Genomic DNA, 23,973 nt, shown 5'->3' with positions numbered 1-23,973 from the left:
GATGGCGCTGGCCGACGAGTTCCAAAGGCTGGTCTCCTCGCTGCCGGAGGACTGGAGTTACTTGGAGCTGGATCTCGCCCTCGACGAGCCGGAGCGCTTCGTCGAGGCAGCGACCCTGCTCACCCAGGTGAATGCGATCCCCGACACGAGCGAAGGGATCCACTTTCGGATCCGCGTAGCCAACAAGTTCGGTCACGCCGCCGCCGTGCCGGCGGTACGGGCGACCCTGCGCCTGCTCGACGAACAGGGCATCAAAGGGCGCCTCGAAGTCCGGGACGTGCGCGCCGGCCGCGTCGAGGTCGTGCCGATGTGGGGGAGGCCCGAGTCGGTCAGGCGCGAGTTCGCCCGTCTGCGCATGCAGTGAGACGCGAAGTGCGAGTGGCGGTCCGCTGCGACGACCTGTTGTTCGCCTCGCGTCTGAAAGAAGCGCTCGAGGCGGCCGGGCACGACGTCGAGTTGCAGCCGGTGGCGGCCTCGTTGGAGTTTCGGTCGGGTGGCATGGAGCGCTTCGACGCCGTGGTGGTCGACCTCGAGAGGTTGGTGGAGGGAGCCGCCGGGCAGCCGTCGGTGGTGCCCGCGACGGGGACGCCCGCGCCTACGCCGGGTGTGGTCGTGCCGGCGAAGAGGGCTGCTCCGGGCAGCCCACCACCCGTCCTTGGCTTCTACCCGCATCTGCGCGCGGATTTGCCGAAACGCGCAGCGCAGCTCGGTGTCGACCGGGCGGTGCCGCGCTCGCGTGCGGCGCGCGAGATCGTGCGGTTGGTCGAGGATTTGGTGCGCAGTGCCGAGTGCTGAGCGCCAGCGTGTGGCGCTCGTAACGGGCGCCTCCAGCGGCATCGGCGCGGCAACGGCGAGGCGCCTCGCCGCCGAGGGTTGGCGGACGATCCTGGTCGCGCGCCGGCGCGAGCGACTCGAGGCGGTGGCGCAGGAGATCGGCTCGGCGGTGCCGCTCGCCGTCGACCTGACCGCTCCGCAAGCGCCCGCGTTGATCGCCGAGCGCTGCCACGCGGAGGGCGCCCTGCATCTGCTCGTCAACAACGCGGGGGCGGCGTGGCGTGCGGCCTTCGGTGATCGCGAGCGCGGGGGCGCGGCCAACGTCGAGCGCACGCTCGAGCTCAACTTCTTGGCGCCGGTGCGTCTAACCGAAGCGCTCTTACCGTTGCTGCGCGCTTCGGCGCCTAGCGCGATCGTCAACGTCTCTTCGGTGGCGGGCCGGATTGCGCTTGCTCGACAGGGCGCCTATGCGGCGTCCAAGCACGCGCTGATCGGGTGGAGCGAAGCTTTGCGCGCAGAGGAACGCCGGCACGGAGTTCACGTCGGTGTCGTGCTACCGGGGTTCATCGCCACCGAGGGCTTCCCACACACTGGACTGCGGCGAAACCCGATCACCCGCTTGATCGTCTCCAAGCCGGAGCGAGTGGCGGCGGCGATCCTCGCCGCCGGCCCCGGCGGGCGCGCTGAACGCTACGTGCCACGGGGCTACGCGCTGGTCCCGCTTTTGCGTTTGCTGGCGCCACCACTTTGGCGGGTGGTCGCTAACCGCCTCTCGATGTAGATAGAAGGCCTTACCGCGAAGCATCGTCGCAAGCCCCTAGACTGCCCGCGGCCGCTGCGGCCGGAGCCGCGCACCAGCAAACCGGACCAAGGAGGTAGCGCCTTGCAGGACCGTGGACCCGCTGCTTATCTCGCCGAGTTCATCGGCACGCTCCTGCTGGTGTTCCTTATCACCGCGACCCTCTCGCTGTACCTCGCGGAGCCGAGCGCCACTAACCCCTCGCCGTTCATCGACTGGTCGGTGATTGGGCTAGTCCATGCGCTCGGCTTGGCCGTCCTGTACTACGCGCTACGGCCCTACTCGGGAGCTCACCTCAACCCGGCGGTGACGCTTGCGATGGCGGTGCTGAGGCGGATCCGGGGCGCCGACGCGGCGGTCTACATCGTCTGTCAGCTGGCGGGGGCGACGATCGGTGCGCTGCTCACGAAGCTGCTGTTGCTCGATGAGGGCCGCCCGTTCGATTGGGGGGCGGTATCGGTCAGCGAACGCTTGAGCGGAGACCTACCGCTCGGGATGCTCGCCGAGGGAATCGCAGTGGTTCTGCTCGTTTTTGTGTTCATCGAGCTCGCCGAGCGCGCACGCGGGGAGCTCGGCGCCGGACCGCTCTGGCTCGGCGGCACGCTGGGTGTAGCGGCCATGGTCTTCGGACCGCTCACCGGTTCTTCGCTCAACCCGGCCCGCGCGTTCGGCCCAGCGCTCGTTTCGGGGAGCTTCGGAGGGGCCGACAAGTTCCTGCTCGTTTACGTGGCGGCCCCGGCGTTGGCTGCTCTCGCGGCCTGCGGGTTGAGCGTGGCGCTGCGCTCGCTCCCCGGCGCCGAGCCGCCGGAAGCGGAGCGCTCACCTAGCGCCGGTCCGGCCCGCGCAGCGAAGCGTTAAGGCCCACCGGGGCGGCCGCCGCTCGCTAGCCGCTCGGCCTAGACTGCGCTTGATGCGGCGGGTCACCTTCTCCCGCAACTACACGATCTCGCTATCGCGCACCTGCCGTTGCTACTGCAAGTACTGCGCGTTCGCGACGCGCAAGCCGCACCTGCACTCCCCGGATGCGGTCGAGCGGATGCTCGACGAGGCGGTTCGCCGGGGCGCCAAGGAGCTTTTGGTGCTGACCGGCGAAGCGCCGGACGAGCATCCGGAGGTGCTCCGCCGGCTGCGCAGTTGGGGTCACCGAGACTTTCTCGACTACGTCGTCTGGACCTGTCGTCGCGCGCTCGACCGGGGGCTGTTGCCGCACACCAACGTGGGCGTCGTGACGCGCGACGAGCTGGTGCGTTTACGGCGCGTGACGGCTTCGCAGGGGCTGATGCTGGAGTCGATCGTGCCGGACCTCGTCGTCCATCAGGGCTCGCCGACCAAACACCCGCGCGCGCGTCTACGCGTAATCGAGCTTGCCGGCGAGCTCAAGATCCCCTTCACAACCGGGATCCTCGTGGGGATCGGGGAGCGTCACGAGGACCGCATCGCGGGGCTCGCGACGATCGCCTCCCTGCATCGGCGCTACGGCCACGTGCAGGAGGTGATCCTCCAGAACTTCGTCCCTCACCCTCGCTACTACGGCCAGGAACCGGCGGAGATCGCGGACGCCGCGCAAGGCGGCCGGCGTGCGCCGCGGGCACCAGCACCGCTGCCAGCTTGGGCGAGCGAGGTGACGCTCGAAGAAATGCGCGACCTGGTGCGCGCCTGTCGTCAACTGATGCCGGACGTTGGCATTCAGATTCCGCCCAACCTTGCCGAGTGGTGGATCGACCTGGTCGAGGACGGTGCCACCGATCTTGGTGGCCTCTCGGCGAACGGCGACCACATCTCCCCCGAACACCCCTTCCCCAAGCCGCAGGTGGTGCGCCGACAGCTGGCCGAGCGTGGCTACGTGTTGGGCGAGCGGCTCTGCGTCTACCCCCAGTACATGAACGAGCGGTGGCTGGACCGTGCTGTTCTCGACGTTATCCGCATGCGTTACTGGACGTTCTTGCCGCGGGGCGCCCGTCTCGCGAGTTGGGGCAGACGCGTGCCGTCGCGCGACCTCGTCGCGCCGGCGATCGCCAAAGCTCGTGAGGGCCGCGAGCTGTCGGGCGAGGAGCTCGCTGCGCTGTTCGCGGAAACGCGCCCGGAGGCGGTCGAGGAGATCCGTCAGGCGGCCGACGAGTTGCGCGCGGAGATTGCTGGTGAGACCGTCACCTTCGTCGTGAACCGCAACATCAACGTCACCAACGTCTGCACGGTCGGCTGCGCATTCTGCGGCTTCGGGCAGTCGCGCCGGTCGCCCGACGCTTACGAGCTCGACGAGGCGGAGTTCGTACGGCGCGTCGAGGAGGCCGTTGCCTACGGCGCCACGGAGATCTGCATGCAGTCCGGGATCCATCCCGACTGGACGCTCGACGACTATGTCCGCTGGCTGCGTTTGGCCAAGGAGGTCGCGCCCCACCTCCATCTACACGCCTACTCACCGATGGAGGTGCACTGGATGTGCGAGCGCTCGGGGCTTGGGCCACGCGCCGTGTTCGAGCGCCTGCGGGAGGCGGGTCTCGGCTCGGTGCCGGGGACGGCAGCGGAAATTCTCGACGACGCCGTGCGCGAGCGCATCTCCCCGAACAAGCTGCCGGTGGCGCGCTGGGTGGAGATCATCGAAGCGGCTCACGCGAGCGGCCTGCGGTCGACCGCGACGGTGATGTTCGGCCACGTCGAAAGCCCCTGGGATCTCGCCGAGCACATGCGAATCGTGCGGCGGATCCAGGAGCGCACCGGGGGTTTCACGGAGTTCGTGCCGCTTTCGTTCATCCCCTTCCAGACGCTGCTCGGTCGTCGCTACGGGATCGAGGAGATCAGCCCCGCCGAAAACCTCAAGCACACCGCGGTTTTCCGTCTCGCGCTCGGCAAAACCGTGCGCAACCTGCAGGCCAGCTGGGTGAAAATGGGGATCGAGTTGGCGACCGAGGCCTTGCGCTGGGGCGTCAACGACCTCGGCGGCACCCTCATGGAGGAGAACATCAGCCGCCTCGCCGGCGCCCAGCACGGTGTGCGCCTCGATCCTCCCGAGTTGGTCGCCGCAGCGCACCGTGCCGGGCGTCCGGCCGCCGAGCGCACGACGCTCTACGAGATTCGTCGTCGCTGGCCGATCGGCACGGCTCCGGCGCGTCCCCGGAGCGCGCCGCCGCCTCGCTTCCCCGCCGCGCTTCCTACTCTGAACGCAGCGTCCGCGCCGGCTTGAGGCGCGCCGCCCGACGCGCCGGCGGCAGCGCGGCGCAGGCCGCCAACAGCACGCTCGTCGGCAACAGCAGAGCGACCGCCCAGGGCGGCGCCCAGGCCGACACATCGGCACCGTCGTGGGGGTTCAAAACGACCACCACCGTCTCGAAGATCTTCCAGCCGAGCGGTACGCCAAGCGCGAAAGCGAGGGCCCCCAACGCACCGGCACCGACCGCCACGATCGCTGCCAACTGGCGCGGTGTGACGCCCAACACCTTGAGCAAAGCGAGGTTCCGTGCGCGCTCCTGGACCGCCAACAGGAACGCGCACAAAACGTTGGCGACCGCGATCCCCAGCAGGACCGCATCGAGCGAGTAGACGACACGGCGCGCCGAAGCGCGTTCCTCACGCCAAATGTCGCGTGCCACGCGGATCCGCACCCCCTGCTCGGTGCGGCGCTCGAGCGCCGCCGCGAAGACGCGGTCACGGCCGGGATCGCTAAGCCGCAACAAAAGAGCCTCGGGCCGGGGCGTCGCCACGCCGCCGGCACGCAGCGTTGGCGCTGCCAGCCAGAGCGTCATCGCGCGGTCTAGTGGCTCCACGTAGCGACCGACGAACCGCACCAAAAGCCGCCGACCGCCGACCGCGACGGTCACGCGATCGCCCGGCGCGACGCCCAGTCGTTCGAGCAGCCGCCGTCCGACCAGGGCTTCGCCGGCCGCCCGCAGCGCGCGGCCGCGAGCGATCGCCGGCTGCATCTCCCGCCAGGCGCCTTCGACCACCCGCACGACCGCCGGCTCACCGGCAACCCGGGCCGGCAGGCGCGATAGCGTGGCCTGGGTCATTACCCGCACACGCGCATCGCTGGCGGCTTCGCGCAGGGCGCCGGCCGCTGTGGGCGGTTCGACCCGCACGTCCCAAGGTCGGCCGTCGCGCGCGGGATCGGCAAGCAAGCGCGCGTAGGTCCGTTCCATCGAGGCCAGGGCGACGAGCATCGCGACCGCGAACGCGACCGTCCCCACGCACAGCCAGGCGCGGGGTCGGCGCGCGAACGCCTCCGCCAGACCGAGCGCCAACGTTGGCGGAAGGCCAGCACGCAAGGCCGCGCCCGCGAGGCGCGAACGGCGGCCGGCAGGACCACGCGGACGACCAAGGACTAGCGCCGACGCCGTGCGAACGGTCAACGCACGAACGACCGCGGGAATCGTGGCGACCACCACCGCGGCGAGCGCAATTAGCGTCGAGAAGACAGCAGCCGAGAGGTTGGGGCGGGGTGCGAGCGCATCGCCGAACAGCTCGGCGAACGGCCGCAAAAGCGGCGTCGCTGCCAGCAGGCCTAGCAGCGAGCCGATCACGGCAGCAGGCACCGCAACCGTCAAATTCTCCAGCAGGTGCCGCGAAGCTGCTTGCCGCGGGCCCACGCCGAGTGCGCGCAGCAGGCCGATCTCGTGCATCCGTGACAACGCCCTGCCGCTGCTAGCGGTCGCGATCACGAAGCAGGCGGCAACCAGTCCAAGTAGCGCGAAGGTTTGTGCCACGACCGTTTCGAGCCGCGTGAGCTGGGCGTAGTCGGAGGCGATCGCGTCGATCGTCTCTACGCGTGCTTCGGGAGCGAGGGCACGCACACGCGCTCGGTAACGCCGCACTGCGGCCGCGTCGGTGCGGCGAAGGCGCAGCGCCGCGACCGCCTCCTGCGCCCGGTTCGCGCCGGCGAAAAACCGCGCCGGCGCCCACACCAGACCGTCGCGGGTCGCTGAGTATGGCGGCCGCGAGACGCTCGCGGCGATACCGACGATGAGGGCGCGATGGCGCCCGAGGCGCACCACCTGGCCGGTGCGGAGGCCGACCGCGCGCGCGAAGGTTCGTTCGACGACGATTTCGGCGAGGGCGTGTGGCCGCGGCGCGCGACCGCTCTCGAGAAGCGGGCGATCGACCGTCGTGTGGCGCGGCCACGTTCGCGCAACCACCTCGACCCGCGAATCGGGGGCGGCGACGAGGAGCGGTCGCTGGGCCTGCAGGGGGCCTGCGGCCGCTACTCCCGGAAGGCGCCGCGCTTGCTCGACGGCGCTGCGCGGTCCCGAGACCAGGACCGTCGGGTCGCCAGCCGCCCGTCGGGCGCGCTCGAGCGGGTCGCGACCGATCGCGAACAGGGCGATGGCGACCGTCAACACACCCGCTGCGAGCGCCACTACCGCGCCCGTCAAAAGCAGCTGTGCGGGCGCCTCGCGCAGCACCGAGCGCAGCAAGAGCGTCTGCGTGCGCAGTGCTGCGCCGATCGCCTGCGCCCGGCTCGCGATCCTCACGGAGACCCGCCGTAGCGGAGGCGGGAGAGCGTGGCCTTGGGTTGACCGGGAACCAGCACCGTTTCCTCGGTGATCCGCCCGTCCCGCATCTGCAGTACACGGTCGGCCGCGCTCGCTACCCGCTGGTCGTGGGTCGCCAACAGGATCGTCTGGCCGCGCGCGTGCAGGTCGCGGAGCAGCGCCAGCACGACGCTCGTGGTCTGCGAGTCGAGGCTGCCGGTGGGCTCGTCGGCGAGCAGCAGTCGCGGCTCTGTGGCCAGCGCACGAGCTAGCGCAACGCGTTGTTGCTCGCCCCCCGAAAGCCGGGTTGGCAGCTCCGACGCGCGGTCCGCGACGCCCAGCGCTTCGAGCAGCTGGCGAGCGCGCCGCCGTGCTGTGCGCCGCCGCTGCCCGCCAACGATCGCCGGTAGCGCGACGTTTTCCTCGACGGTCAGCGTGTCCACGAGATTGAAGAACTGGAACACGAAGCCGATCGCGTGGCGGCGGAACCGCGCCCACTCGGCCTCGCTGAGCGAGTCCACGCGACGCCCATCGATCTCGATCGTTCCCCGGTCCGGGCGCTCGAAGCCGGCGATCAAGTGCAACAGCGTCGACTTGCCGCAACCGCTCGGTCCCGTGAGCGCGACGAACTCGCCCGGTGCCAAGGCGAGATCGACGCCCCGTACCGCCCAGACAGCGGCGGGCCCTTCGCCGAAGCGCTTGACCAGGTCCCTAGCGAGAAGTGTGAAGTGCAAGGCGCTCCTCGCAGCGCTCGAGCCACTCGAGATCGGCTTCGAGATGTAGCTGGAGAGCCTCCGCGGCGAGTGCGACGGCCGGGTCGCTGGCAGCTTCGCTTGCCAGGAGAGCCTCGGCGTCACGCAAGGCTTGCAAACACTCGCGGCGCTGACGGGCGATGAGCGTGCGGATATCGCCGATACCGGAAAGTCCGACCGCCACCAACTTGACGAAGAACTCGTTGCGGAAGTAGGTGGGGGGCGAGGGCGCTTCCGCCCACTCGCGCAGCTCGGCGGCGCCGTCGCTGGTGAGCTCGTATACGCGCTTGTTCGGCCGCTCCGCTTGCTCCACGTCGACGCCAGCGATCAGGCCGTCGCGCTCGAGTCGCTGGAGGGTCGCGTAGATCTGGCCCGGGTTCACCGAACTCATCAGACCCCGCAAGCGTTCCTCGATCTCGTGATGCAGCTCGTAGCCGTGCGCTGGCTGACGCGCGAGCAGCGACATCAACACGTACTTCATGCCGGTTCAGAATCGCACACGCCGCGGCAGGCTGCCAGCCGGCGTGCAGGCGTTCGTTAACGGACCGTGATCTTCATCTTCATCTGTGGGTGGAGCGTGCAGACCACGGTGTAGGTGCCACGCACGGTGAGCCTCCGCTTGTAGGTGTAGTCGCTGGCCGCTAGCTGCGAGTGGAAGCGCTTGACGCCGCGCGGGCCCCGCGACAGATAGACGTCGTGAACGTCACCCGGGGTTGAAGGCCACTTCCACACGATCGTCGTGCCGCTTCCGACGCGCAACGCCGTGGGCTTGAAAAAGTAGTCGCCGACCCGAACCGTGACCGAGCGCGAGCGGGCAGCTTCGGCCCGCTCGCGCCCGATCGCCGGCACGGCGGCGAGGGCCGAAGCCCCCGCCGCCACCGCCAGCGCCACACGGACCGCGCGCCCCTGGCCCGCGGTTGCAAACCCTGCCCTGCGTGCCTTCACGATCGTCCTCCTTGTCGACCTTGGTCGTCGGCCAAGCGGCTCGGCACCGTCGCCTACTGGCCGAAGTGCTCGATCGGCCGCACGCCCGTCCGCGGCGCGTGCGGATGGCGCAGCCAGAACTGCTCGAAGGTCTCTGGCTTCTTCGGATCCTGGACGGCGAGCCACTGGGCGGCCTGAGCCAACACCTCCGGGTTGGCGCTGTTCGCGGCCGGGCCGGGGCACGGTGGGTAGGCCGCAGCCGGCCCGATCGTCGGCACCGGGCTGGTCAGCTCGTTCGCCTCGAAGCAGTTGCCGGTGCCGCTGCCGTCGTAGCCCAGGTCGCGACCGTTGAGGTCGCGCCCGCCGAGCCCGAAGCGGTTTGACCGCACCACGTTGTTGCGCAGCGTCGCCGCCTCCTTGAGCTTCGGATCGTTGCTCTGCGCGAGCTCGAACTGCTGGACGGCGCCGAAGCCGAGGAGCCAGTTGCCGAAGATCCGATTGCCCTCGACGACCGTGTCCTGGCTGCCGAACAGCAGCACCCCGATGCCGATCGGATAGGCGCTGAGGCCGGCGGGCCCCCGCTCGGGGATCTTGAACGGAGCGCCGCGGTAGTAGTTGAAGTTGTTCCAGAAGACGTCGTTGTCAGCGATTACGTTCTCCTCGGGTGGCGGGAACTTCTCGGTGCGCAACGCGTTCGGAACGATTCCCGCACCATTGTTGAAGAACTGGCTGCGGCGAATCGTCACGTAACGCATGTTTGTGCCCGAGAAGCCGAGAACGTTGAGGTAGGCTTTGACGTTGGTGACGAATGAACGCTTCTTACGCCCCTTTTGAGGCGGCGTTTGCCCGATATAGAAGCCGGCGTCGTTGTTGTAGTATGCCTCAGAGTTCGACATCGTGCCGCCTTTCGAGTTGAAGGCGTAGACGCCGTAGGCACCACAACGCTCGGCCACCAGTCGGTCGAGTGTGTAGCCGTCGACGTTCACGACGAAGAAACAGTTTGCCTTGTAGTTGCGGGCGTAGAAGCCCCTGATCGTCACACGGTCGGCGGCGTTCACGAAGAAGGCGTTTTGGGCGCTCGCTCCGCGCAGGCCTCGACCGTCGAGCCGCACCCGGCGGGGTCGCCGCGGATCGCCGACGATGCGTAGCCCGTCATAGCGGCGACCAAGGATCCGCACCCCCTCGCGGTAGGTGCCGGGTTTGACGACGATCAGGTCGCGGCCGGTTGCCTGCTGTATGGCAGCTTGGATCGTGCGAAAGCGGCAGCCGCGTTTGCAGACAACGAGCTTACGGCCTTTCTTGGAAGCGGCGGGTAGCTTGCCCGGGTTAGCGGGGGGTGGGTAGTCGGCCGCCAAGGCAGGGGCCGTTGCGGCGAACAGGAACGCCGCCGCCGTTGCTGTGACTGTGCGATTAACTGCACGCATCTGTATTTGATCCTCCCTCTGGGACTAGGGGTCGACGATGTACCAGCCGGCCATGCCGGCGTCCTGGTGGCTGAAGACGTGGCAGTGGTAGAGCCAGCGACCAGGATTGTCTTCGGTGAAAGCAGCAGTGATTGTTTCGTTGGGGCCAAGCGTCGGGCAGTCGACGAACTGTCCGGCGGGGTCACGCCAACGGTGGCCATGAATGTGGAAGGTGTGGAAGTTCGAGTCCATGCCGATCACGTGGATCGCCACTCGCTCACCGACGCGCGCCCTAAGTTGTGGAGTATTGCCGGCGAAGGCGCGACCGTTTATGCAGTGAACGATCGTTTCGGCGTTGGTCAACTGCGGCGGGAAGTTGTGTAAAAACAGGACGTACTCGCGGCTTGGCCGAGGAGCTCCGCGTTCACGCACGATGATCGCTCCAAAAAGGCCGCGGAAAGTGTTGAGAGTGTGGTTCGGACCATGGTCGTGATAGGGCCACACCCCGACCGAATCTGGCGTCGCCTCCCAGACGTAGGTGAACTCCTCGCCTGGCGCCACGAACCCTCCGGCGCGTGTGAACTCGCCGAGGTAAGCGCCGTCGTACTCCGGGTTGTAGCGCACACCGTGAGGGTGCACGGTGAGCGCTTGGCGCAAGCGTTCGGCGCCGTTGCGGAAGTGGACGACAAGGGTGTCGCCGACTTCGGCCTCGAGAGTGGGACCGGGGATCGCCGGGGGGCCGAGGGGACGAGCGAATCCTGCCGACCACGGTTGGTAGGCGAGGGCGGTCAAGGCGATCCGCGGCACGCGCCGCGCGTGCCATTCGTCGTAACCGCTCGGCGTCACCGACCAGCGGACCGGTCGTGCGACCAGCCAGTACTCGCGGCGTCGGCCGCCGGGAGCGGGGCTCGGGGTCTCGAAGCTCAGCGAATCGACCGACTCGCGACGCGCCCGCGGCGGCCGCCGGACGGCCGCCGCGGCGGCGTCGGCGCGCGCGACGTCGCGTTCCGACGCGATCTCGAAGCGGCGACCGCCGATCGAGCAGACGAACAAAGCACCGCCGGCCGAGGCCAAGAAGCCGCGGCGACCAACGCGCTGCGAGAGCGCATCCTCGAACCTCCCCATTGCGCCCCTATAGATACTCGGTATCTATGGAGAGGTCAAGCGGCCCGACCGTTGGGCGGCCCGAGCGTCGAGCCGCCCGATAGTCAAACCGTCGGACCGCGGCCGCTTGGGTCGCTGCGGAAGAGATCGCTGGAGCGCTCGCGGATCAGCGCCCGCGCGCCCGGTCCGTCGTCGTCGCGGACCCACGCGGCGAGCCCACGCACAAGCACGCTCGGTTCGCCGCTGGCCTTGCCGCGGGCCAGCTCGGCGGCCGCGGCCACCGCGTCGGCGAGCGCGCGTTGCGAGGCACGCAGCTCGCGTCCGGCGCGGTCCCGCTCGCCCCGTAGGTCGTCGAGTGGCTCGATGCCCGCACAGCCGAGCGCAAGGTCCACGATCCCGACGCGAAACGGGCGCCCGAAGGAATCGGTTACGACGATCGCCGGGGCGACGCCGCGCAACTCACGGATGCGCCTGCGCAGCCGACGCGCGGACGCGTCGGGGTCGCTCGGTAGGAGCACCGCCCAACCGTACGGCGCGTTCGACTGGTCGACACCGGCGTTGGCGCAAACGAAGCCGTGCCGCGTCTCGCAAATCAGCACGCGCGGACCGATGCGCACAATCGCGCGCGTCTCGTCAAGGACCGTCTGGACGAGACGGGGATCCTTGCCGAGACGGCGGGCGAGGGCCAGCGCCTGCGGACCGGGCTCGACGTCGGCGAGGCGACGCAGACGTCCTTCCGCCTTCGAGACAACCTTGTGCGCGACGCACAGGATCTCGCTGCCGTCGATCCCCTTTGGTAGGCGTTCGGCAAGTAACGCACCGAGGTCGTCACCGGGCTGCACCTCGGGTAGCGGTGGCAGCGCGCCGATGACGATCCGCCGCCCGCTCATCTCCCGACGCGTGAGCTGCTCGGTGGCTCGCTGGGCAGCTGCGACGAGCTCACCTCCTGACCCGCGGCCCCGGCGTCGGTAGCGGCGATCTCAGCCAGCACTCGCGCCGTGCGGCCGCGCTCGGGCCGACCAGCAAGTACCCGGGCGAGCTCGGCGAGATCGCCAGGCGTGTCGATGTCCAGGGCGAGCGACCGCAGCCGCAAAATCCGCCAGCTGCGACCGGTGCAGCGCGCGAGTCGGCAGTGGCGCTCGAGGCTGTCGGGGCCGAAGGCCGGTTGCAGGGCATCGGGCGGCGTCAACGCCAGGGCGTTGGTCCCCGATCCGTGCCGATCGGGGACGATCACGATCGCATCGCGGTTGGCAGCTTCGACCAACGCGGCGAGGTCCTCGCCGGTCAGCGCGGGAACGTCCGCCGGCAGGATGACCACGGTCCGTGCCCGCAGCTCCCGCCGTGCCACCCTGGCGCCTAGCAGCGCCGCCTCGGACTGACCGCCGAGGTGCTCGTCGCGCACGACGTTCACTCCGTGCGAGCGTGCGACTTCGGCCCCGGCGTCGTCGCCGACCACCGCCACGATCGCCTCCGGCGGGAGCGTGGTGGCAAGCACCTCGAGCGTGTCGGCGAGCATCGCCGCGGCTAGGCGTGCGCGCAGCGGCTCGGCGAGCGCAGCGGAGAGCCGGGCCTTGGCGCTGCGAAAAGGCTTGGCGGTGACGACCGCGACGAGCGCCTGCGCTGTTCGACCGCTGGGCCGCGCGTGGCTAGTCATCGGTGCGCTCGGCCGGTGGTTCCATATTTCAGCTGCGAGGCGTGACCTTGCCGAGGAGCGTAGGCGGCAAAGCCGCGCCGAGTTCCGCTGCCAGCTCGAGCACCGTTCGCGCGACGCGCAGCCGCCCGGGTTCGTCGTCCATCAGGGTGTCTACGAGCCGGTGGGGGAGGCCCCTCACCGGCTCGTCGGCGACGATCCCGTCGATCAGCCCCGCGTAGGCACGCGCCACACCGCTCGCGCTCGCTTCGATGCCAGCGAAGCGGCAGAAGTCGTCGGTCGGCCCCTTCACCGCGTGTCCCCCGACGAAGGGGCTGACGGCGATCGCTGGCACCTGGCGGTCGGCGAGCGCCGCCCGGACGCCGGCGATCGCGAGGATCGGACCGATCGAGATCACCGGATTCGAGGGACCGATCACGATCAGGCGAGCGGACGCCAGCGCAGCCGCGACCTCGCGAGTCGGTGCTGCCTTGTCGGCTCCCTCGAACTCCACCGCCTCGATCGGACCCTGCGCTCGGCGGCGGATCATGAACTCCTGGAAGTCGAGCCAAGCCCCGGCCGCCCGCACGCGCGTGCGCAGCGGCTGGTCGGTGGCCGGCAACACCCGCGCGCGCACGCCCAGTGCATCAGCAACGGCTTGCTGCGCGACCGTCTGACGTTGTCCCGCGCGCAGCCGCTCGGTCCGCAAAAGGCAGAGCGCGAGGTCTTGATCGCCGAGCCGAAACCAGGTGTCTTGCCCGCGCTGCTCGAGCGCCTCCATGACCCGCCAGCTGTCGCCGCGGATGCCGAATCCGCGGTCGTCGATCAGGTCGGCCAGCCAGTAGGTGACCAGATCCGGGTCGGGGGAGACGTGGACGCCGTAGACCCACACGTCGTCGCCGACGTTGGCGATCACCGCTAGGTCGGCGGGGTCGCCCAGCAGCTGCGCGAAGCCGCGGGCAAGCTTGGCGCCTCCGGTACCGCCCGAGAGGAGCGCGATCACGGCGCCTCGGCGCTGGTCAGCGGCGCCAGTAGCCGGCGCCGTCGTCGGGGAGGCCGGTGATACGAACCCCGGCATGCGTGCGATAACGCTTGTTGATCGAGATCAGGAGCGGTGTCAAGCCCTCGATCATGCGGGCCATCTCCAGCGGGCCGCAGTCGACCGGCCGCAGGCCCTCGATCCGCTCGACGAGCGCTGCCACCCGTGCACGAGCCTCGCGGCGGTCGCTAGCCAGCAGGACGTCCTCGTCGAGTCGCTCCGCGAGGTTGCGCAAGCGATCGGCGGAGACGGTGTGGAAGCCGCTCACCACGTCGACGCCTTCGGGCGTCATCTCGGCGGCCTGTTCGGCGGCCGAGCCTTGCGGCACCCCGAGCAGCCGCGTCGCCTTGCCGGAGAAGGCAGCGGCCAGCGGCACGGTCGCGTCGACCAAGATCTGGCCCGGCTGCAGCACGGGCTTCAAGCGCGTGAGGTTCTCCGACTGGGCGCGAAACGGCACGCAGAGCAGGACCACCGGGCCGCGCTGGGCTGCCTCTTCGTTGACCGCGGCTGAAACGCGCGCGGAGGGCAGCTCCGCCCGCAAGCGCTCAGCAGCTTCCTGAGCGCGCGCGAGGTCGCGCGACCCGATCACGATCTCCTCGCCCGCGGCCGCCAGCCGCAGCGCGAGACCGAAGCCGAGCGCGCCGGTGCCGCCGATGATCGGAACCGTCATGGTCGGCGCGCGAGCCTATCGGACGAAGCCACCGTTCGGCGCTGCGCGCGCACGCGCGTTAGGGTGCGCGCGTGAGCGGAGGACTACGCGGGATCGCTGGCAAGGTCGCCTTTGTAACGGGCGGCGCAAGCGGCATTGGGGCGGCTACCTGCAGGCGCCTGTCCGAGGAGGGCGCGCGGGTAGCGGTCGTCGACATCGATGCGCAAGGTGCCGAGCGGATCGCCGAGGAGGTCGAGGGGCTGGCGGTCGCTTGCGACGTTGCCGACACCGCCGCCGTGCGGGAGGCGGTCGCCACCGTCGAACGCGCGCTGGGGCCCGTAGACCTGCTGGTCAATAACGCCGGCACCGACGAGTTCGGCTTCCTGGTCGAGACCACCGAGGAGCAGTGGGATCGGGTATTGGCGATCAACTTGCGGGGCGTGATCGCTTGCACGCACGCGCTACTCGCTGGCATGCAGGAGCGGCGGCGTGGCCGGATCGTCAACGTGGCGTCGGAAGCCGGCCGCATCGGGTCGCGCGGCTCGAGCGTTTACTCGGCCGCCAAGGCCGGTGTGATCGGCTTCACCAAGGCGGTTGCGCGGGAAGCGGCACGCTACGGCGTCACTTGCAACGCGGTGGCGCCGGGTCCGATCGAGACGCCCCTGCTGATGGCTGCGCCCGAACACTTCGGTGAGCGCGGCCGCCGGTTGATCGAGGTGATGGTCTCCTCAACGGCAATGCGGCGCATCGGTCGACCGGAGGAGGTTGCGGGGGTGATCGCCTTCCTTTGCTCCGACGACGCTTCGTACGTAACTGGCGAGACGATCGGGGTGAGCGGCGGACTCGGCATGATGTAGCGCGATGGCGGGGAAGCAGCCAGCGCTAGGCGAAGTGCGCATCCGCGAAGTCGGTCCGCGCGACGGCTTCCAAAACGAGCCCGAGGTCATCCCAACTGAGCAGAAGGTTCGCCTGATCAACTGCCTCGCGCGGACGGGGCTACGGCGGCTCGAGGTAACGAGCTTCGTGCGACCAGACGTGATCCCCCAGCTCGCCGACGCCGAGGATGTTTTGCGCTCCATCGAAGTGCCGGACGGGGTCGCCCTGAGTGTGCTGATTCCCAACGAGCGCGGGCTCGAGCGAGCGCTGCGCGTGCGCGAGCAGGCCGGGCGCGAGCTCTTTCACGAGATCAACGTCTTCTTGTCGGCCTCTGAAGAGCACAACCGCCGCAACGTCGGGCGCTCGATCGCGGAGTCGCTTGCCGGCCTCGAACGTACGGTCGCGCGCGCGCGGGCGGCAGGTTTGCGCTGCGAGGGCGTGATCTCGGTGGCCTTCGGATGTCCTTACGAGGGCCGCGTGCCGATCGAGCGGGTGCTCTCGATCGCCCGCTCGCTGCGCGACTTCGGGTGCGCCGAGGTCGGCTTCGGTGACACCACCGGTATGGCCAACCCGCTTCAGGTGCGCAGCTTTTTCAAGCGCGCTCGAGACGAGCTCGGCGACGTCGAGCTGACCGCCCACTTTCACAACACTCGGGGGCAGGCGCTAGCCAACGTGCTGGCCGCGCTCGAGGCGGGGGTTCGTTCGTTCGAGTCGTCGTTCGGCGAGCTTGGTGGCTGCCCGGTCCCGCGCGGGGCTACCGGCAACGTCGCCACCGAGGACCTGGTTTCGATGCTTCACGAGATGGGCTACCGAACGGGTGTCGATCTCGACCGCCTGCTCGCCTGTGCGCGCGCCGTGCAGGAGGTGTTGGGTCGCCCGCTCGGCAGCCACCTGCTGACCGCCGGGCCAATCGACTGGCGTGGTCAGGCGGGCCAGCGTGACGACGCCCCTGCGGAGCCGCGCCAACATGTCGGCGAGCGCACCTGAGCCGGTCGCCTCAGGGCCCGCAGGCGATGCTGAGCGCGCGGCGCGTGCGCGCATCGCCCGCGACATCGCCGAATTGGCGGCGATCGCGCGAGGCTCGGCGACGCCCGGCGAGCACGCTGCTGCCCACTGGGCAGCGGCGCGCCTGCGCGAGCTAGGCGCAGCGGACGTGCGCGTCACGCACTTTCGCTACCGCCGCTCGTTCGCCCAGGCACACGCTCTGCACATGGCGGCAGCTGCCGGCGGCGCGCTCGTGGCGGCAGCGGGGCGGCGTCGCGCCGCGCGCTTGCTGGGTCGGCTGGTGGCCGGCGCCGCGCTGCTCTCGTTCGAGCTCGATTACAGCGGCCGTCGACAGTTCGCGCGGCAGCTGCCGCCAGCCGGCGAAGGTGCCAGCGTGAACGGTCGGCTCGGCGAGGGGCCGCGGACCCTCGTCGTGGTCGCCCACCTTGACGCTGCCTTGACGGGGGCGATTTGGTCCCCGGTCCTCCTGCGCGCGGGCGATGCGTGGGCAAGGCGAAGCGGTCGCCGCGCGTCGCTCGCGCTGCTACCCGAGCTGGCGATGCTCGCTGCGCTCCTCGGCGGCCGGCGCGCGCTGCGTTCGGCGGCGGGAGCGCTCGTGGGGTTCGCCGCCCTTGTCCTTGAGTGCTTGCGGCACGAGCCGGTGCCCGGGGCGAACGACAACGCCAGCGGCGTCGCCGCTGCGCTGGAGCTGGCAAGGCGACTGAGCGAGCAGTCGCTGCCGGCAACCCGCGTCGAGGTGATCTTGCCAGGTTGCGAGGAGGCCGGTATGGGCGGAATGGCTGCCTGGCTCGCGGAAGCCAAGGGCAAGCTCGATCCGGCGCGCACGCTGCTGATCGGGCTCGACACGGTGGGTTCGGGAGAACCGATCGTGTTGGCCGCCGAGGGTGGCCTTTGGCCGGTCCGCTACCGGCCGGAGGACGTCCAGCTGGTGCGCCGCGCCGCCACTGCACGTGGGCTTGACCCGCCGCGCCCCTGGCGACTGGGAGCGTGGACCGATCCCGCGCTGGCCCGCCTCGCCGGTTTGCCCGCGGTGTCGCTGCTTTCGGTTCGCGACGGCGGCTTTCCGAACTACCACCGCCCGAGCGACACGCCCGACCGGGTCGATGTCGGCTGCGTTTTGCGCTGTGTCGAGCTCGCCGAAGCCGTGGCGCGCGAATGGGCGGAAGCGTGAACGCGAGCCACGGCGACCGGCGGGCGCTCGGCTAGCCGGCTATACGGTGGAGTTCGTCGGTCCGCCCTGCTGCAGCAGCGCGAAGGCCACTTGATCGCGCTCGACGTGGGCGTCGAGAACCTTGTCGTCGACTAGCGGTAGCGCCTGCGGCTCGATGAAGACGGCGGCTCCCTCCACCTCGACGACCTGATCCTCGGCTTCGGGGTGGGGGCGCAGCGAGATCTCGAGCGCGCCCTCCGTGCCCGAGCTCGAGAGGGTGATGCGCATGCCGGATCCGGTCGGCATCTCGGAGGCCTCGAGGAGGCCGCGAATCGCCTCGGAGGCGGCGGGAGAAATGGCAAGCATGGTGTGCTCCTCACGTAGCTGACTTTCTCCTTAGGTCCTTCCCAGGCTGCGCGACGACGAAACGTGCCGCGGCTTCGAGCCGGCGGGCGCCCCCGCACCGGGCCGCCCCGCGTCGGCTCCCCGTGGCGGGCGCCCCGGCGTCGGCCGCCTAGCGACCTTCGAAGCGGGGGGCGCGACGCTCGAAGAAGGCGTCGGTGGCCTCCGCGAAGTCGCTGCTCGCCGCTAGGCGTTCCTGGACCGCCACTTCGAGCTCCAGCGACGCGGCCAGCGCTGGTTTCGCGGCCTGGTCGATCACCCGCTTGGCGCGTCCGACGGCGAGCGGTGCGCAGGCCACAAGCTCTTGGCACAGCTGCTCGGTGATTGCGGCGAGCTGGTCGGTCGGTGCCACGCGGTTGGCGAAACCGATGCGATGCGCCTCTCGTCCATCGATCAGCTTTCCGCAGAGGATCAGCTCCTTGGCGTTGCCGAGCCCGACCACCGCCGGCAGGCGGCTGCTGCCGCCGACGTCGGGGATCAAACCGACGCGGGTCTCGACGATTCCGGCGGTCGCCTCTTCGGCCATCGTGCGCAGGTCGCAGGCCAGCGCGAGCTCGAAGGCGCCACCCAGGCACACCCCCTCGATCTGTGCGACCGTCGCCTTCGGCATCTCCTCGAGCAGGTTCCACCAGGCGATCAGTCGTCGCCGGAAAGCGCGCAGGCGCTCGGGCGTGCGTGCCAACTCGCGCAGCTCGCCGACGTCCATCCCCGAGGAGAAGACGCCGCCCGCGCCGCGCAGCACGACCACGCGCACGGAGTCGTCATCAGCAGCTCGCTCGAGCTCCGCGCCGAGGGCGGCGCAGAGCTCGCCGTTCAAGGCGTTGCGTTTCTGCGGTCGGTTGAGTACGAGATGCCGTACCGGGCCCCGATCTTCGACCTCGACGAGTGCCATCGGCGGCAGCCTATCCACGGAAGATGGGAGACTTCCGCGCCGTGGAAGGGCAGGTGCAACCGCAGGCGGGGCTACCGCCACTCGAGGAGGCCGTCGCGCGGGCTCTCGCTGGAGGTCCGGAACGACACCGCCGCAAGGCCGCTGAGCAGGGCAAGCTGCCGGTGCGCGAGCGCATCGCGCGACTCGTGGATCCCGGCAGCTTTTGCGAGGACGGGCTGTTGGCGCACGCCGAAGAGGAGGGCTTCGGTGCCGACGGCGTGGTTTGCGGAACGGCAACGGTCGATGGTCGCACGGTCTGTTTGATGGCCAACGACCCAACGGTCAAGGCTGGCTCTTGGGGTCCGCGCACGGTCGAGAAGATCATCCGCATCCAGGAGCGGGCGTTGCGCCTCGAGGTGCCGATCGTCTACCTCGTGGACTCCGCCGGGGCGCGCATAACCGAGCAGGTACGGATGTTTCCCGGCCGCCGGCATGCCGGTCGCATCTTCTTCAACCAAGTGCAGCTCTCTGGCGTCGTGCCGCAGGTCTGTCTGTTGCTCGGTCCATCGGCCGCCGGGGGCGCCTACATCCCGGCGTTCTGTGACGTCGTGATCATGCGCGCGGGCAACGCGTCGATGTACCTGGGCTCGCCGCGGATGGCAGAGATGGTGATCGGCGAGCGCGTGACGCTCGAGGAAATGGGTGGCGCGCGCATGCACTGCGAGGTCTCCGGTTGCGGGCACTTCCTGGTCGCTAGCGACGAGGAGGGGATCGCGCTGGTGCGCCGCTACCTCTCCTACATGCCCGAGAACTTCCGTCGGGAGCCGCCGACCGCGCCGCCGCGGCCGCCGCGCAGCGACGCGCGGCCGCTGGCCGAGGTCGTTCCCGACGACGAGAACCGGCCCTTCGACATGCGCGAGGTGATCGACGCGATCATCGACGAGGGGTCGTTCCTCGAGGTCCAAGAGCGCTGGGCGCGCGAGCTGATCGTTGGTTACGCACGCCTTGAGGGCCAGGTCGTGGGCATCGTCGCCAACCAGCCGAAGCAGCGGGGCGGAGTTCTGTTCGTGGATTCCGCGGACAAGGCTGCGCGCTTCATCTGGACCTGCAACGCCTTCAACATCCCGCTGCTCTTCCTAGCCGACGTGCCGGGCTTCATGATCGGCACGCAGGTCGAGCGGCAGGGGATCATCCGGGCGGGCGCCAAGATGATTTCGGCCGTGTCGGAGGCGACGGTCCCGAAGTTCTCGGTGATCGTGCGCAAGGCCTACGGGGCCGGCCTTTACGCGATGGCAGGCCCGGCTTTCGATCCCGACGCCTGCATCGCCTTGCCGTGGGCGCGGATCGCGGTGATGGGTCCGCAGGCGGCGGTCAACGCCGTCTTCTACAACCAGCTGCAAGCGATCGAGGATCCCGCGGAGCGCGAGCGGCGCGCCGAGCAGTTGCGTGCCGAGTACGCGCGCGAGATCGACATCGTGCGACTCGCTTCAGAGCTGGTCGTGGACGCGGTCATCGAACCGGGCGAGCTGCGTGCCGAGTTGGTGCGGCGCCTTGCCGCCGCCCGCAGCAAGCGTCGCGACTGGCCGGACAAGCGCAACCCGGTGACGCCGGTCTGAGCGGGCGCGCGGGAGACAGACGCGCGGCGGCGGGCAGACGGCGGAAGCCCACTGGCGCTAGGCTGCCGCACCGCATGGGCCTGGCCAGGAGGGGGGAGGTCCTATGGGAGCCGGCGCCGTCCGCGCGCGAGCGGACGGCGTTGGCCCGCTTCGAGCGCTTCGTCGGGGAGCGCCACGGGCGCGATTTCGCCGGCGACTACCACGCGCTTTGGCGTTGGTCGGTAGAGCAGCTCGAGGATTTTTGGGCGGCCGTGTGGGACCACTTCCAGGTGATCGCCCACCGGCCCTACGAGCAGGTGCTCGCCGAGCGCAAGATGCCGGGGGCGCGTTGGTTCCCGGGGGCTGAGCTGAACTACGCCGAACACGTGTTCCGTGCTGGCGAGGGTCGTGACGCCGAGCCAGCGCTGCACGCCCGCTCCGAGACGCGTCCCGCGCGGACGGTGGCGTGGGGCGAGCTGCGGGAGCTCACCGCGCGTATCCGTACCGGCCTAGTCGCGGCCGGCGTAGGTCGAGGCGACAGGGTTTGCGCCTATTTGCCGAACGTGCCCGAGACGGTGGCGGCTTTCCTGGCGACAGCCAGTCTCGGTGCGATCTGGTCGAGCGCAGCTCCGGAGTTCGGGGTGCGCGCGGTGCTCGACCGGTTCCGCCAGATCGAGCCGAAGGTACTGCTTGCGATCGACGGCTACCGCTACGGCGGTCGCGACTTCGAGCGCATGGGCGCGGTGCGTGAGCTGGCGGCAGCAATGCCGTCACTCGAGCGGACTTTCGTGCTTCCGTACCTCGCCGAGCGCCCGTCGCTCGATGCGGTCGAGCGAGCGGCGCCCTGGAGCGAGCTGGTGGCTGACCGTGACGAGCTTCGCTTCGAGCCGGTCCCCTTCGATCACCCGCTCTGGATCCTCTACTCGTCGGGCACAACGGGGCTCCCAAAGGCGATCGTCCACGGGCACGGCGGGATCTTGCTGGAGCACCTCAAGAAGATGCACCTTCACACCGACCTCGCTCCGGGGGATCGCTTCTTCTGGTTCACGACGACCGGTTGGATGATGTGGAATTTCCTCGTCTCCGGCCTGCTCGCCGGTGCCGAGTTGGTCCTGTACGACGGCAGTCCCGGGCACCCGGACATGCTCGCCTTGTGGCGGCTTGCCGACGAAATCGGGATCACCTGTTTCGGGACGAGCGCAGCCTTCATTCACTCGTGCATGAAGGCGGGCGTCGAGCCGGGTCGCGAGCTCCGGTTGGAGCGGCTGCGCAGCGTTGGCTCCACTGGCTCACCGCTGTCGCCAGAAGGCTTCGTTTGGACCTACGAGCGCGTCAAGCGCGATCTCTGGTTGTTTTCGACGAGCGGTGGCACCGACGTCTGTACTGCCTTCGTGGGCGGTGTGCCGACGCTGCCGGTGTGGTGCGGAGAGCTCCAGGCGCGTGCACTTGGGGCGAAAGTGGAGGCGTTCGACGAGCGTGGCCACAGTGTTATCGGCCAGGTCGGGGAGCTGGTGATAACCGAGCCGATGCCCTCGATGCCCGTCTTTTTTTGGAACGACCCAGACGGTTCCCGCTACCGCGAGAGTTACTTCGACGTCTACCCGGGCGTGTGGCGGCATGGTGACTGGATCGAGATCACCCCGCGCGGCAGCGCCGTGATCTACGGGCGCTCCGATGCGACGATCAACCGCCAGGGCGTGCGCATGGGGACGAGCGAGATCTACCGTGCTGTGCTGGCCGTCGACGAAGTCGAAGATGCCCTCGTTGTCGACGTCCCCCGTAGTGGCGGGGACTCCTGGATGCCGCTGTTTGTGGTGCTCCGCGAGGGCGTCGAGCTCAACGACGAGCTGAAGGATCGGATCCGTCGGCGAGTCCGCGAGGACTGTTCGCCACGGCACGTTCCCGACGAGATCTTCCAAGTGCCGGCGATCCCGCGCACGCTCTCCGGCAAGACGCTTGAGGTTCCGATTAAGCGGATACTGATGGGCACGCCTCCGGAGCGCGCGGCGAGTCGCGAGTCGCTCGCGAACCCCGAGGCTTTCGACTTTTTCGTGGAGCTCGCCGGGCGACTGGCGTCGTCTGCTGCGGGTCGTTAGGTTCGCGGCGGCGAATTCAATCTGAGCCCGCGTTCATTTGCGCGGACCGTGTCTTCGCTCCATCGCCAGCGAGAGGGGGAGGCAATGAGTTTCGAAGTAGGCCGCATCTCGAACGGTCTCAAGCTGGCAGCGGCGGGGGCCGTCGCTCTGCTCGTCGTGATGTTCCTGCCTTGGTATGGCATCTCCGCGAAGCTCCCGCTGGTCGGAGCGATCGCGGGGATCGTGGCGTTGGTGTTGGTCGCGTACCGCTTGATCGACGTGCCGGGCTTCGGTATCAGCGGTCCGGCCGCTTCGGTGGTCCAGGTCGAGCGAAAGGTCGGACCGTTCCTTGGTTTGATCGCGAGCGCGGCGATCGCGGGTGGCGGGATGATCGCAAGATTCGCTGGAGCGCCAGGCCAAGCGGCGCGAACCACCGGACAAGGTTCGCAGGAGAGCGCAGACTGATGCCCGGGGTGGGATTCGAACCCACACGCCCTCGCGGGCAAGGGATTTTGAGTCCCCCGCGTCTGCCAGTTCCGCCACCCGGGCGCCTACTACTTCATCCTAGGGCGCGAGCGGTCAGCGCTCGGTGCCGGTAGCGAAGCGGGCCGGGCCGCGCCAGTCGCCGCGGTGGTAACGCCGCGCTTCCTCCTCGTCGAGCTCGACCTCGACGTTCCACTTCTGCGCGAAGCCGCGCAGCGCGAAAGCGATCAAAAGCAGCTGGACAGGCACGATCGCAAGCGTCAGCGTGCCCAGCACGTCGGGTGGCAAATCCGAGGGTGCGAAGCCCGAGCGGTCGCGCTCGTACCAAGCCGGTCCCGCGATCGCCGCAACCACCGCGATCAACACGGCGAGCGCCGCCGCTACCGGCAACACGCCCCGCCGCCACCGCAACACCATCACGGCGATCAGTGCGTAGACCGCGATGTAGCCGATCGTCACTCCCTGCGCTCCCTGCAGTTCGGACCAACCGCCGATCGTCACGATCGCGAAAAGGCCGATGCTCGCCAGCAGAAGTGCGAAGATGGCGAGCCGCGTTGCCTTGGCGGCTGGCGTATCACGATTGGGGTGAACGATCACGCGGGTGCGCGCCTGCTCAGTGCCTCCAACCGCCATCACCCGACGAGTCTAAGGTGCGACGCGGCGTCCCGTCGAGGGGCAAGCGAATGCGGATGCGGGCGGAGGGATTCGAACCCCCACGCTCTTGCGAGCACCGGCTCCTAAGGCCGGCGTGTCTACCGTTCCACCACGCCCGCCGGATCGCCGATTCTAGAATCGTCAGGCGGTACGCCCGGGGCAGTGGCCAAATTGGATAAGGCACCGGTCTCCAAAACCGGCGATTGCAGGTTCGAGTCCTGCCTGCCCCGCTCGACTGTTCATCGAAAGCGTTCTGGATTAGCCCGGACGCGTGGGGCCGCCGCCCCTGAAGGCGGCCACTTCTTGTTCTCGCCCGCGGCTGGCAC

The 23,973-nt window shown here is 69.4% G+C and carries 24 protein-coding genes and 3 tRNA genes; 12 read left to right on the top strand and 15 right to left on the bottom strand.

Annotated elements, in window-relative coordinates:
* Nucleotide 1: 1 nt before the first annotated feature.
* The 5 genes from BLW41_RS09875 to cofH all read left to right on the top strand — a co-directional run bounded on the left by BLW41_RS09875 (nucleotide 2) and on the right by cofH (nucleotide 4,754).
* The gene (locus tag BLW41_RS09875; protein WP_093118635.1) at nucleotides 2–364 is read left to right on the top strand and encodes a hypothetical protein; all 363 of its coding nucleotides are present in this window, start codon (nucleotides 2–4) and stop codon (nucleotides 362–364) included.
* On the top strand, nucleotides 361–795 hold the full coding sequence (locus BLW41_RS09870) for a hypothetical protein (RefSeq protein ID WP_093118633.1): 435 nt from the start codon (nucleotides 361–363) through the stop codon (nucleotides 793–795). The genes BLW41_RS09875 and BLW41_RS09870 overlap by 4 nt, the downstream gene beginning before the upstream one ends.
* Nucleotides 782–1,555, top strand: a complete 774-nt coding sequence (locus BLW41_RS09865) for an SDR family NAD(P)-dependent oxidoreductase (RefSeq protein WP_093118631.1) — start codon at nucleotides 782–784, stop codon at nucleotides 1,553–1,555. Before BLW41_RS09870 ends, BLW41_RS09865 begins: the two co-directional genes overlap by 14 nt.
* A 102-nt stretch (nucleotides 1,556–1,657) precedes the next feature.
* The gene (locus BLW41_RS09860) at nucleotides 1,658–2,431 is read left to right on the top strand and encodes an MIP/aquaporin family protein (protein WP_177169468.1); all 774 of its coding nucleotides are present in this window, start codon (nucleotides 1,658–1,660) and stop codon (nucleotides 2,429–2,431) included.
* A 52-nt stretch (nucleotides 2,432–2,483) separates the two neighbouring features.
* Nucleotides 2,484–4,754 (top strand): 5-amino-6-(D-ribitylamino)uracil--L-tyrosine 4-hydroxyphenyl transferase CofH, encoded by a 2,271-nt coding sequence (gene cofH, locus BLW41_RS09855; protein WP_218138376.1) that lies wholly within the window; start codon nucleotides 2,484–2,486, stop codon nucleotides 4,752–4,754.
* Here cofH and BLW41_RS09850 read toward each other — a convergent pair.
* The 10 genes from BLW41_RS09850 to npdG all read right to left on the bottom strand — a co-directional run bounded on the left by BLW41_RS09850 (nucleotide 4,723) and on the right by npdG (nucleotide 14,557).
* Nucleotides 4,723–7,035 carry an FtsX-like permease family protein gene (locus tag BLW41_RS09850; RefSeq protein ID WP_093118625.1) on the bottom strand — a complete coding sequence of 771 codons (2,313 nt, stop codon included), beginning with the start codon at nucleotides 7,033–7,035 and terminating at the stop codon, nucleotides 4,723–4,725. The two genes, cofH and BLW41_RS09850, sit on opposite strands and share 32 nt — an antisense overlap.
* A complete protein-coding gene (locus BLW41_RS09845; protein WP_093118623.1) occupies nucleotides 7,032–7,769 on the bottom strand; it encodes an ABC transporter ATP-binding protein in 738 nt (245 codons plus the stop codon). Before BLW41_RS09845 ends, BLW41_RS09850 begins: the two co-directional genes overlap by 4 nt.
* Entirely contained in the window at nucleotides 7,747–8,268 is a 522-nt protein-coding gene (locus BLW41_RS09840) for a PadR family transcriptional regulator (protein WP_093118621.1), read from the bottom strand. Before BLW41_RS09840 ends, BLW41_RS09845 begins: the two co-directional genes overlap by 23 nt.
* Before the next feature lie 56 nt (nucleotides 8,269–8,324).
* The gene (locus BLW41_RS11005; RefSeq protein ID WP_177169467.1) at nucleotides 8,325–8,732 is read right to left on the bottom strand and encodes a cupredoxin domain-containing protein; all 408 of its coding nucleotides are present in this window, start codon (nucleotides 8,730–8,732) and stop codon (nucleotides 8,325–8,327) included.
* Between the two features lie 53 nt (nucleotides 8,733–8,785).
* Complete coding sequence (locus BLW41_RS09830; RefSeq protein WP_143038687.1) at nucleotides 8,786–10,135, bottom strand: right-handed parallel beta-helix repeat-containing protein; 1,350 nt, start codon at nucleotides 10,133–10,135, stop codon at nucleotides 8,786–8,788.
* A gap of 24 nt (nucleotides 10,136–10,159) precedes the next feature.
* A complete protein-coding gene (locus BLW41_RS09825) occupies nucleotides 10,160–11,239 on the bottom strand; it encodes a multicopper oxidase domain-containing protein (protein ID WP_093118615.1) in 1,080 nt (359 codons plus the stop codon).
* An 83-nt stretch (nucleotides 11,240–11,322) separates the two neighbouring features.
* On the bottom strand, nucleotides 11,323–12,108 hold the full coding sequence (cofE, locus tag BLW41_RS09820) for a coenzyme F420-0:L-glutamate ligase (RefSeq protein WP_093118613.1): 786 nt from the start codon (nucleotides 12,106–12,108) through the stop codon (nucleotides 11,323–11,325).
* The gene (cofC, locus tag BLW41_RS09815) at nucleotides 12,105–12,872 is read right to left on the bottom strand and encodes a 2-phospho-L-lactate guanylyltransferase (protein ID WP_093118611.1); all 768 of its coding nucleotides are present in this window, start codon (nucleotides 12,870–12,872) and stop codon (nucleotides 12,105–12,107) included. The genes cofE and cofC overlap by 4 nt, the downstream gene beginning before the upstream one ends.
* Nucleotides 12,873–12,900: 28 nt before the next feature.
* Nucleotides 12,901–13,851 carry a 2-phospho-L-lactate transferase gene (gene cofD / locus BLW41_RS09810; protein WP_218138375.1) on the bottom strand — a complete coding sequence of 317 codons (951 nt, stop codon included), beginning with the start codon at nucleotides 13,849–13,851 and terminating at the stop codon, nucleotides 12,901–12,903.
* A gap of 16 nt (nucleotides 13,852–13,867) precedes the next feature.
* On the bottom strand, nucleotides 13,868–14,557 hold the full coding sequence (gene npdG, locus BLW41_RS09805; protein WP_093118607.1) for an NADPH-dependent F420 reductase: 690 nt from the start codon (nucleotides 14,555–14,557) through the stop codon (nucleotides 13,868–13,870).
* Between the two features lie 71 nt (nucleotides 14,558–14,628).
* On the opposite strand from npdG, the gene BLW41_RS09800 reads away from it, so the two are divergent.
* From BLW41_RS09800 to BLW41_RS09790, 3 genes are read left to right on the top strand one after another with little or no spacing between them, the layout of a single operon-like run.
* Nucleotides 14,629–15,393 carry an SDR family NAD(P)-dependent oxidoreductase gene (locus BLW41_RS09800; RefSeq protein ID WP_093118605.1) on the top strand — a complete coding sequence of 255 codons (765 nt, stop codon included), beginning with the start codon at nucleotides 14,629–14,631 and terminating at the stop codon, nucleotides 15,391–15,393.
* A gap of 4 nt (nucleotides 15,394–15,397) precedes the next feature.
* Nucleotides 15,398–16,399 (top strand): hydroxymethylglutaryl-CoA lyase, encoded by a 1,002-nt coding sequence (locus tag BLW41_RS09795; RefSeq protein WP_093118603.1) that lies wholly within the window; start codon nucleotides 15,398–15,400, stop codon nucleotides 16,397–16,399.
* A complete protein-coding gene (locus tag BLW41_RS09790) occupies nucleotides 16,380–17,588 on the top strand; it encodes a M28 family metallopeptidase (protein ID WP_143038686.1) in 1,209 nt (402 codons plus the stop codon). Before BLW41_RS09795 ends, BLW41_RS09790 begins: the two co-directional genes overlap by 20 nt.
* A 39-nt stretch (nucleotides 17,589–17,627) precedes the next feature.
* Here BLW41_RS09790 and BLW41_RS09785 read toward each other — a convergent pair whose 3' ends face one another.
* Together BLW41_RS09785 and BLW41_RS09780 are read right to left on the bottom strand one after the other, a co-directional pair.
* A complete protein-coding gene (locus BLW41_RS09785; RefSeq protein WP_093118599.1) occupies nucleotides 17,628–17,933 on the bottom strand; it encodes a hypothetical protein in 306 nt (101 codons plus the stop codon).
* Nucleotides 17,934–18,081: 148 nt separating this feature from the next.
* On the bottom strand, nucleotides 18,082–18,861 hold the full coding sequence (locus tag BLW41_RS09780) for an enoyl-CoA hydratase/isomerase family protein (RefSeq protein ID WP_093118597.1): 780 nt from the start codon (nucleotides 18,859–18,861) through the stop codon (nucleotides 18,082–18,084).
* A gap of 23 nt (nucleotides 18,862–18,884) precedes the next feature.
* Here BLW41_RS09780 and BLW41_RS09775 point away from each other — a divergent pair, with 23 nt between their 5' ends.
* The 3 genes from BLW41_RS09775 to BLW41_RS09765 all read left to right on the top strand — a co-directional run bounded on the left by BLW41_RS09775 (nucleotide 18,885) and on the right by BLW41_RS09765 (nucleotide 22,975).
* Nucleotides 18,885–20,456: an acyl-CoA carboxylase subunit beta gene (locus BLW41_RS09775; RefSeq protein ID WP_093118595.1), complete on the top strand. Its 1,572-nt coding sequence runs from the start codon at nucleotides 18,885–18,887 to the stop codon at nucleotides 20,454–20,456.
* A 74-nt stretch (nucleotides 20,457–20,530) separates the two neighbouring features.
* Nucleotides 20,531–22,531, top strand: a complete 2,001-nt coding sequence (locus BLW41_RS09770) for an acetoacetate--CoA ligase (RefSeq protein ID WP_093118593.1) — start codon at nucleotides 20,531–20,533, stop codon at nucleotides 22,529–22,531.
* 84 nt (nucleotides 22,532–22,615) lie between these two features.
* Nucleotides 22,616–22,975: a hypothetical protein gene (locus BLW41_RS09765; RefSeq protein ID WP_093118591.1), complete on the top strand. Its 360-nt coding sequence runs from the start codon at nucleotides 22,616–22,618 to the stop codon at nucleotides 22,973–22,975.
* On the opposite strand, the gene BLW41_RS09760 is transcribed toward BLW41_RS09765, so the two are convergent.
* The 3 genes from BLW41_RS09760 to BLW41_RS09750 all read right to left on the bottom strand — a co-directional run bounded on the left by BLW41_RS09760 (nucleotide 22,976) and on the right by BLW41_RS09750 (nucleotide 23,766).
* Nucleotides 22,976–23,059 (bottom strand) — tRNA-Leu (locus BLW41_RS09760).
* A 30-nt stretch (nucleotides 23,060–23,089) separates the two neighbouring features.
* On the bottom strand, nucleotides 23,090–23,626 hold the full coding sequence (locus BLW41_RS09755; RefSeq protein ID WP_093118589.1) for a hypothetical protein: 537 nt from the start codon (nucleotides 23,624–23,626) through the stop codon (nucleotides 23,090–23,092).
* A 57-nt stretch (nucleotides 23,627–23,683) separates the two neighbouring features.
* A tRNA-Leu gene (locus BLW41_RS09750) sits at nucleotides 23,684–23,766 on the bottom strand.
* 37 nt (nucleotides 23,767–23,803) lie between these two features.
* On the opposite strand from BLW41_RS09750, the gene BLW41_RS09745 reads away from it, so the two are divergent.
* Nucleotides 23,804–23,877, top strand: a tRNA-Trp gene (locus BLW41_RS09745).
* Nucleotides 23,878–23,973: the final 96 nt, after the last annotated feature.

This window comes from Thermoleophilum album (assembly GCF_900108055.1).
In the GTDB taxonomy this organism is placed as follows: domain Bacteria; phylum Actinomycetota; class Thermoleophilia; order Solirubrobacterales; family Thermoleophilaceae; genus Thermoleophilum; species Thermoleophilum album.
Note: the sequence above shows the minus strand (reverse complement) of the source record. Positions and strands in the feature narration are given on the sequence as shown.

Coding starts and splice junctions, on each gene's coding strand:
- BLW41_RS09875 (WP_093118635.1), top strand. CDS start 2: ATGGCGCTGGCCGACGAGTTCCAAAGGCTGGTCTCCTCGCTGCCGGAG.
- cofC (WP_093118611.1), bottom strand. CDS start 12,872: ATGACTAGCCACGCGCGGCCCAGCGGTCGAACAGCGCAGGCGCTCGTC.
- BLW41_RS09795 (WP_093118603.1), top strand. CDS start 15,398: ATGGCGGGGAAGCAGCCAGCGCTAGGCGAAGTGCGCATCCGCGAAGTC.
- BLW41_RS09765 (WP_093118591.1), top strand. CDS start 22,616: ATGAGTTTCGAAGTAGGCCGCATCTCGAACGGTCTCAAGCTGGCAGCG.
- BLW41_RS09785 (WP_093118599.1), bottom strand. CDS start 17,933: ATGCTTGCCATTTCTCCCGCCGCCTCCGAGGCGATTCGCGGCCTCCTC.
- cofH (WP_218138376.1), top strand. CDS start 2,484: ATGCGGCGGGTCACCTTCTCCCGCAACTACACGATCTCGCTATCGCGC.
- BLW41_RS09775 (WP_093118595.1), top strand. CDS start 18,885: ATGGGAGACTTCCGCGCCGTGGAAGGGCAGGTGCAACCGCAGGCGGGG.
- cofE (WP_093118613.1), bottom strand. CDS start 12,108: ATGAGCGGGCGGCGGATCGTCATCGGCGCGCTGCCACCGCTACCCGAG.
- BLW41_RS09790 (WP_143038686.1), top strand. CDS start 16,380: ATGTCGGCGAGCGCACCTGAGCCGGTCGCCTCAGGGCCCGCAGGCGAT.
- BLW41_RS09770 (WP_093118593.1), top strand. CDS start 20,531: ATGGGCCTGGCCAGGAGGGGGGAGGTCCTATGGGAGCCGGCGCCGTCC.
- BLW41_RS09825 (WP_093118615.1), bottom strand. CDS start 11,239: ATGGGGAGGTTCGAGGATGCGCTCTCGCAGCGCGTTGGTCGCCGCGGC.
- BLW41_RS09755 (WP_093118589.1), bottom strand. CDS start 23,626: ATGGCGGTTGGAGGCACTGAGCAGGCGCGCACCCGCGTGATCGTTCAC.
- BLW41_RS09780 (WP_093118597.1), bottom strand. CDS start 18,861: ATGGCACTCGTCGAGGTCGAAGATCGGGGCCCGGTACGGCATCTCGTA.
- BLW41_RS09840 (WP_093118621.1), bottom strand. CDS start 8,268: ATGAAGTACGTGTTGATGTCGCTGCTCGCGCGTCAGCCAGCGCACGGC.
- BLW41_RS09830 (WP_143038687.1), bottom strand. CDS start 10,135: ATGCGTGCAGTTAATCGCACAGTCACAGCAACGGCGGCGGCGTTCCTG.
- npdG (WP_093118607.1), bottom strand. CDS start 14,557: ATGACGGTTCCGATCATCGGCGGCACCGGCGCGCTCGGCTTCGGTCTC.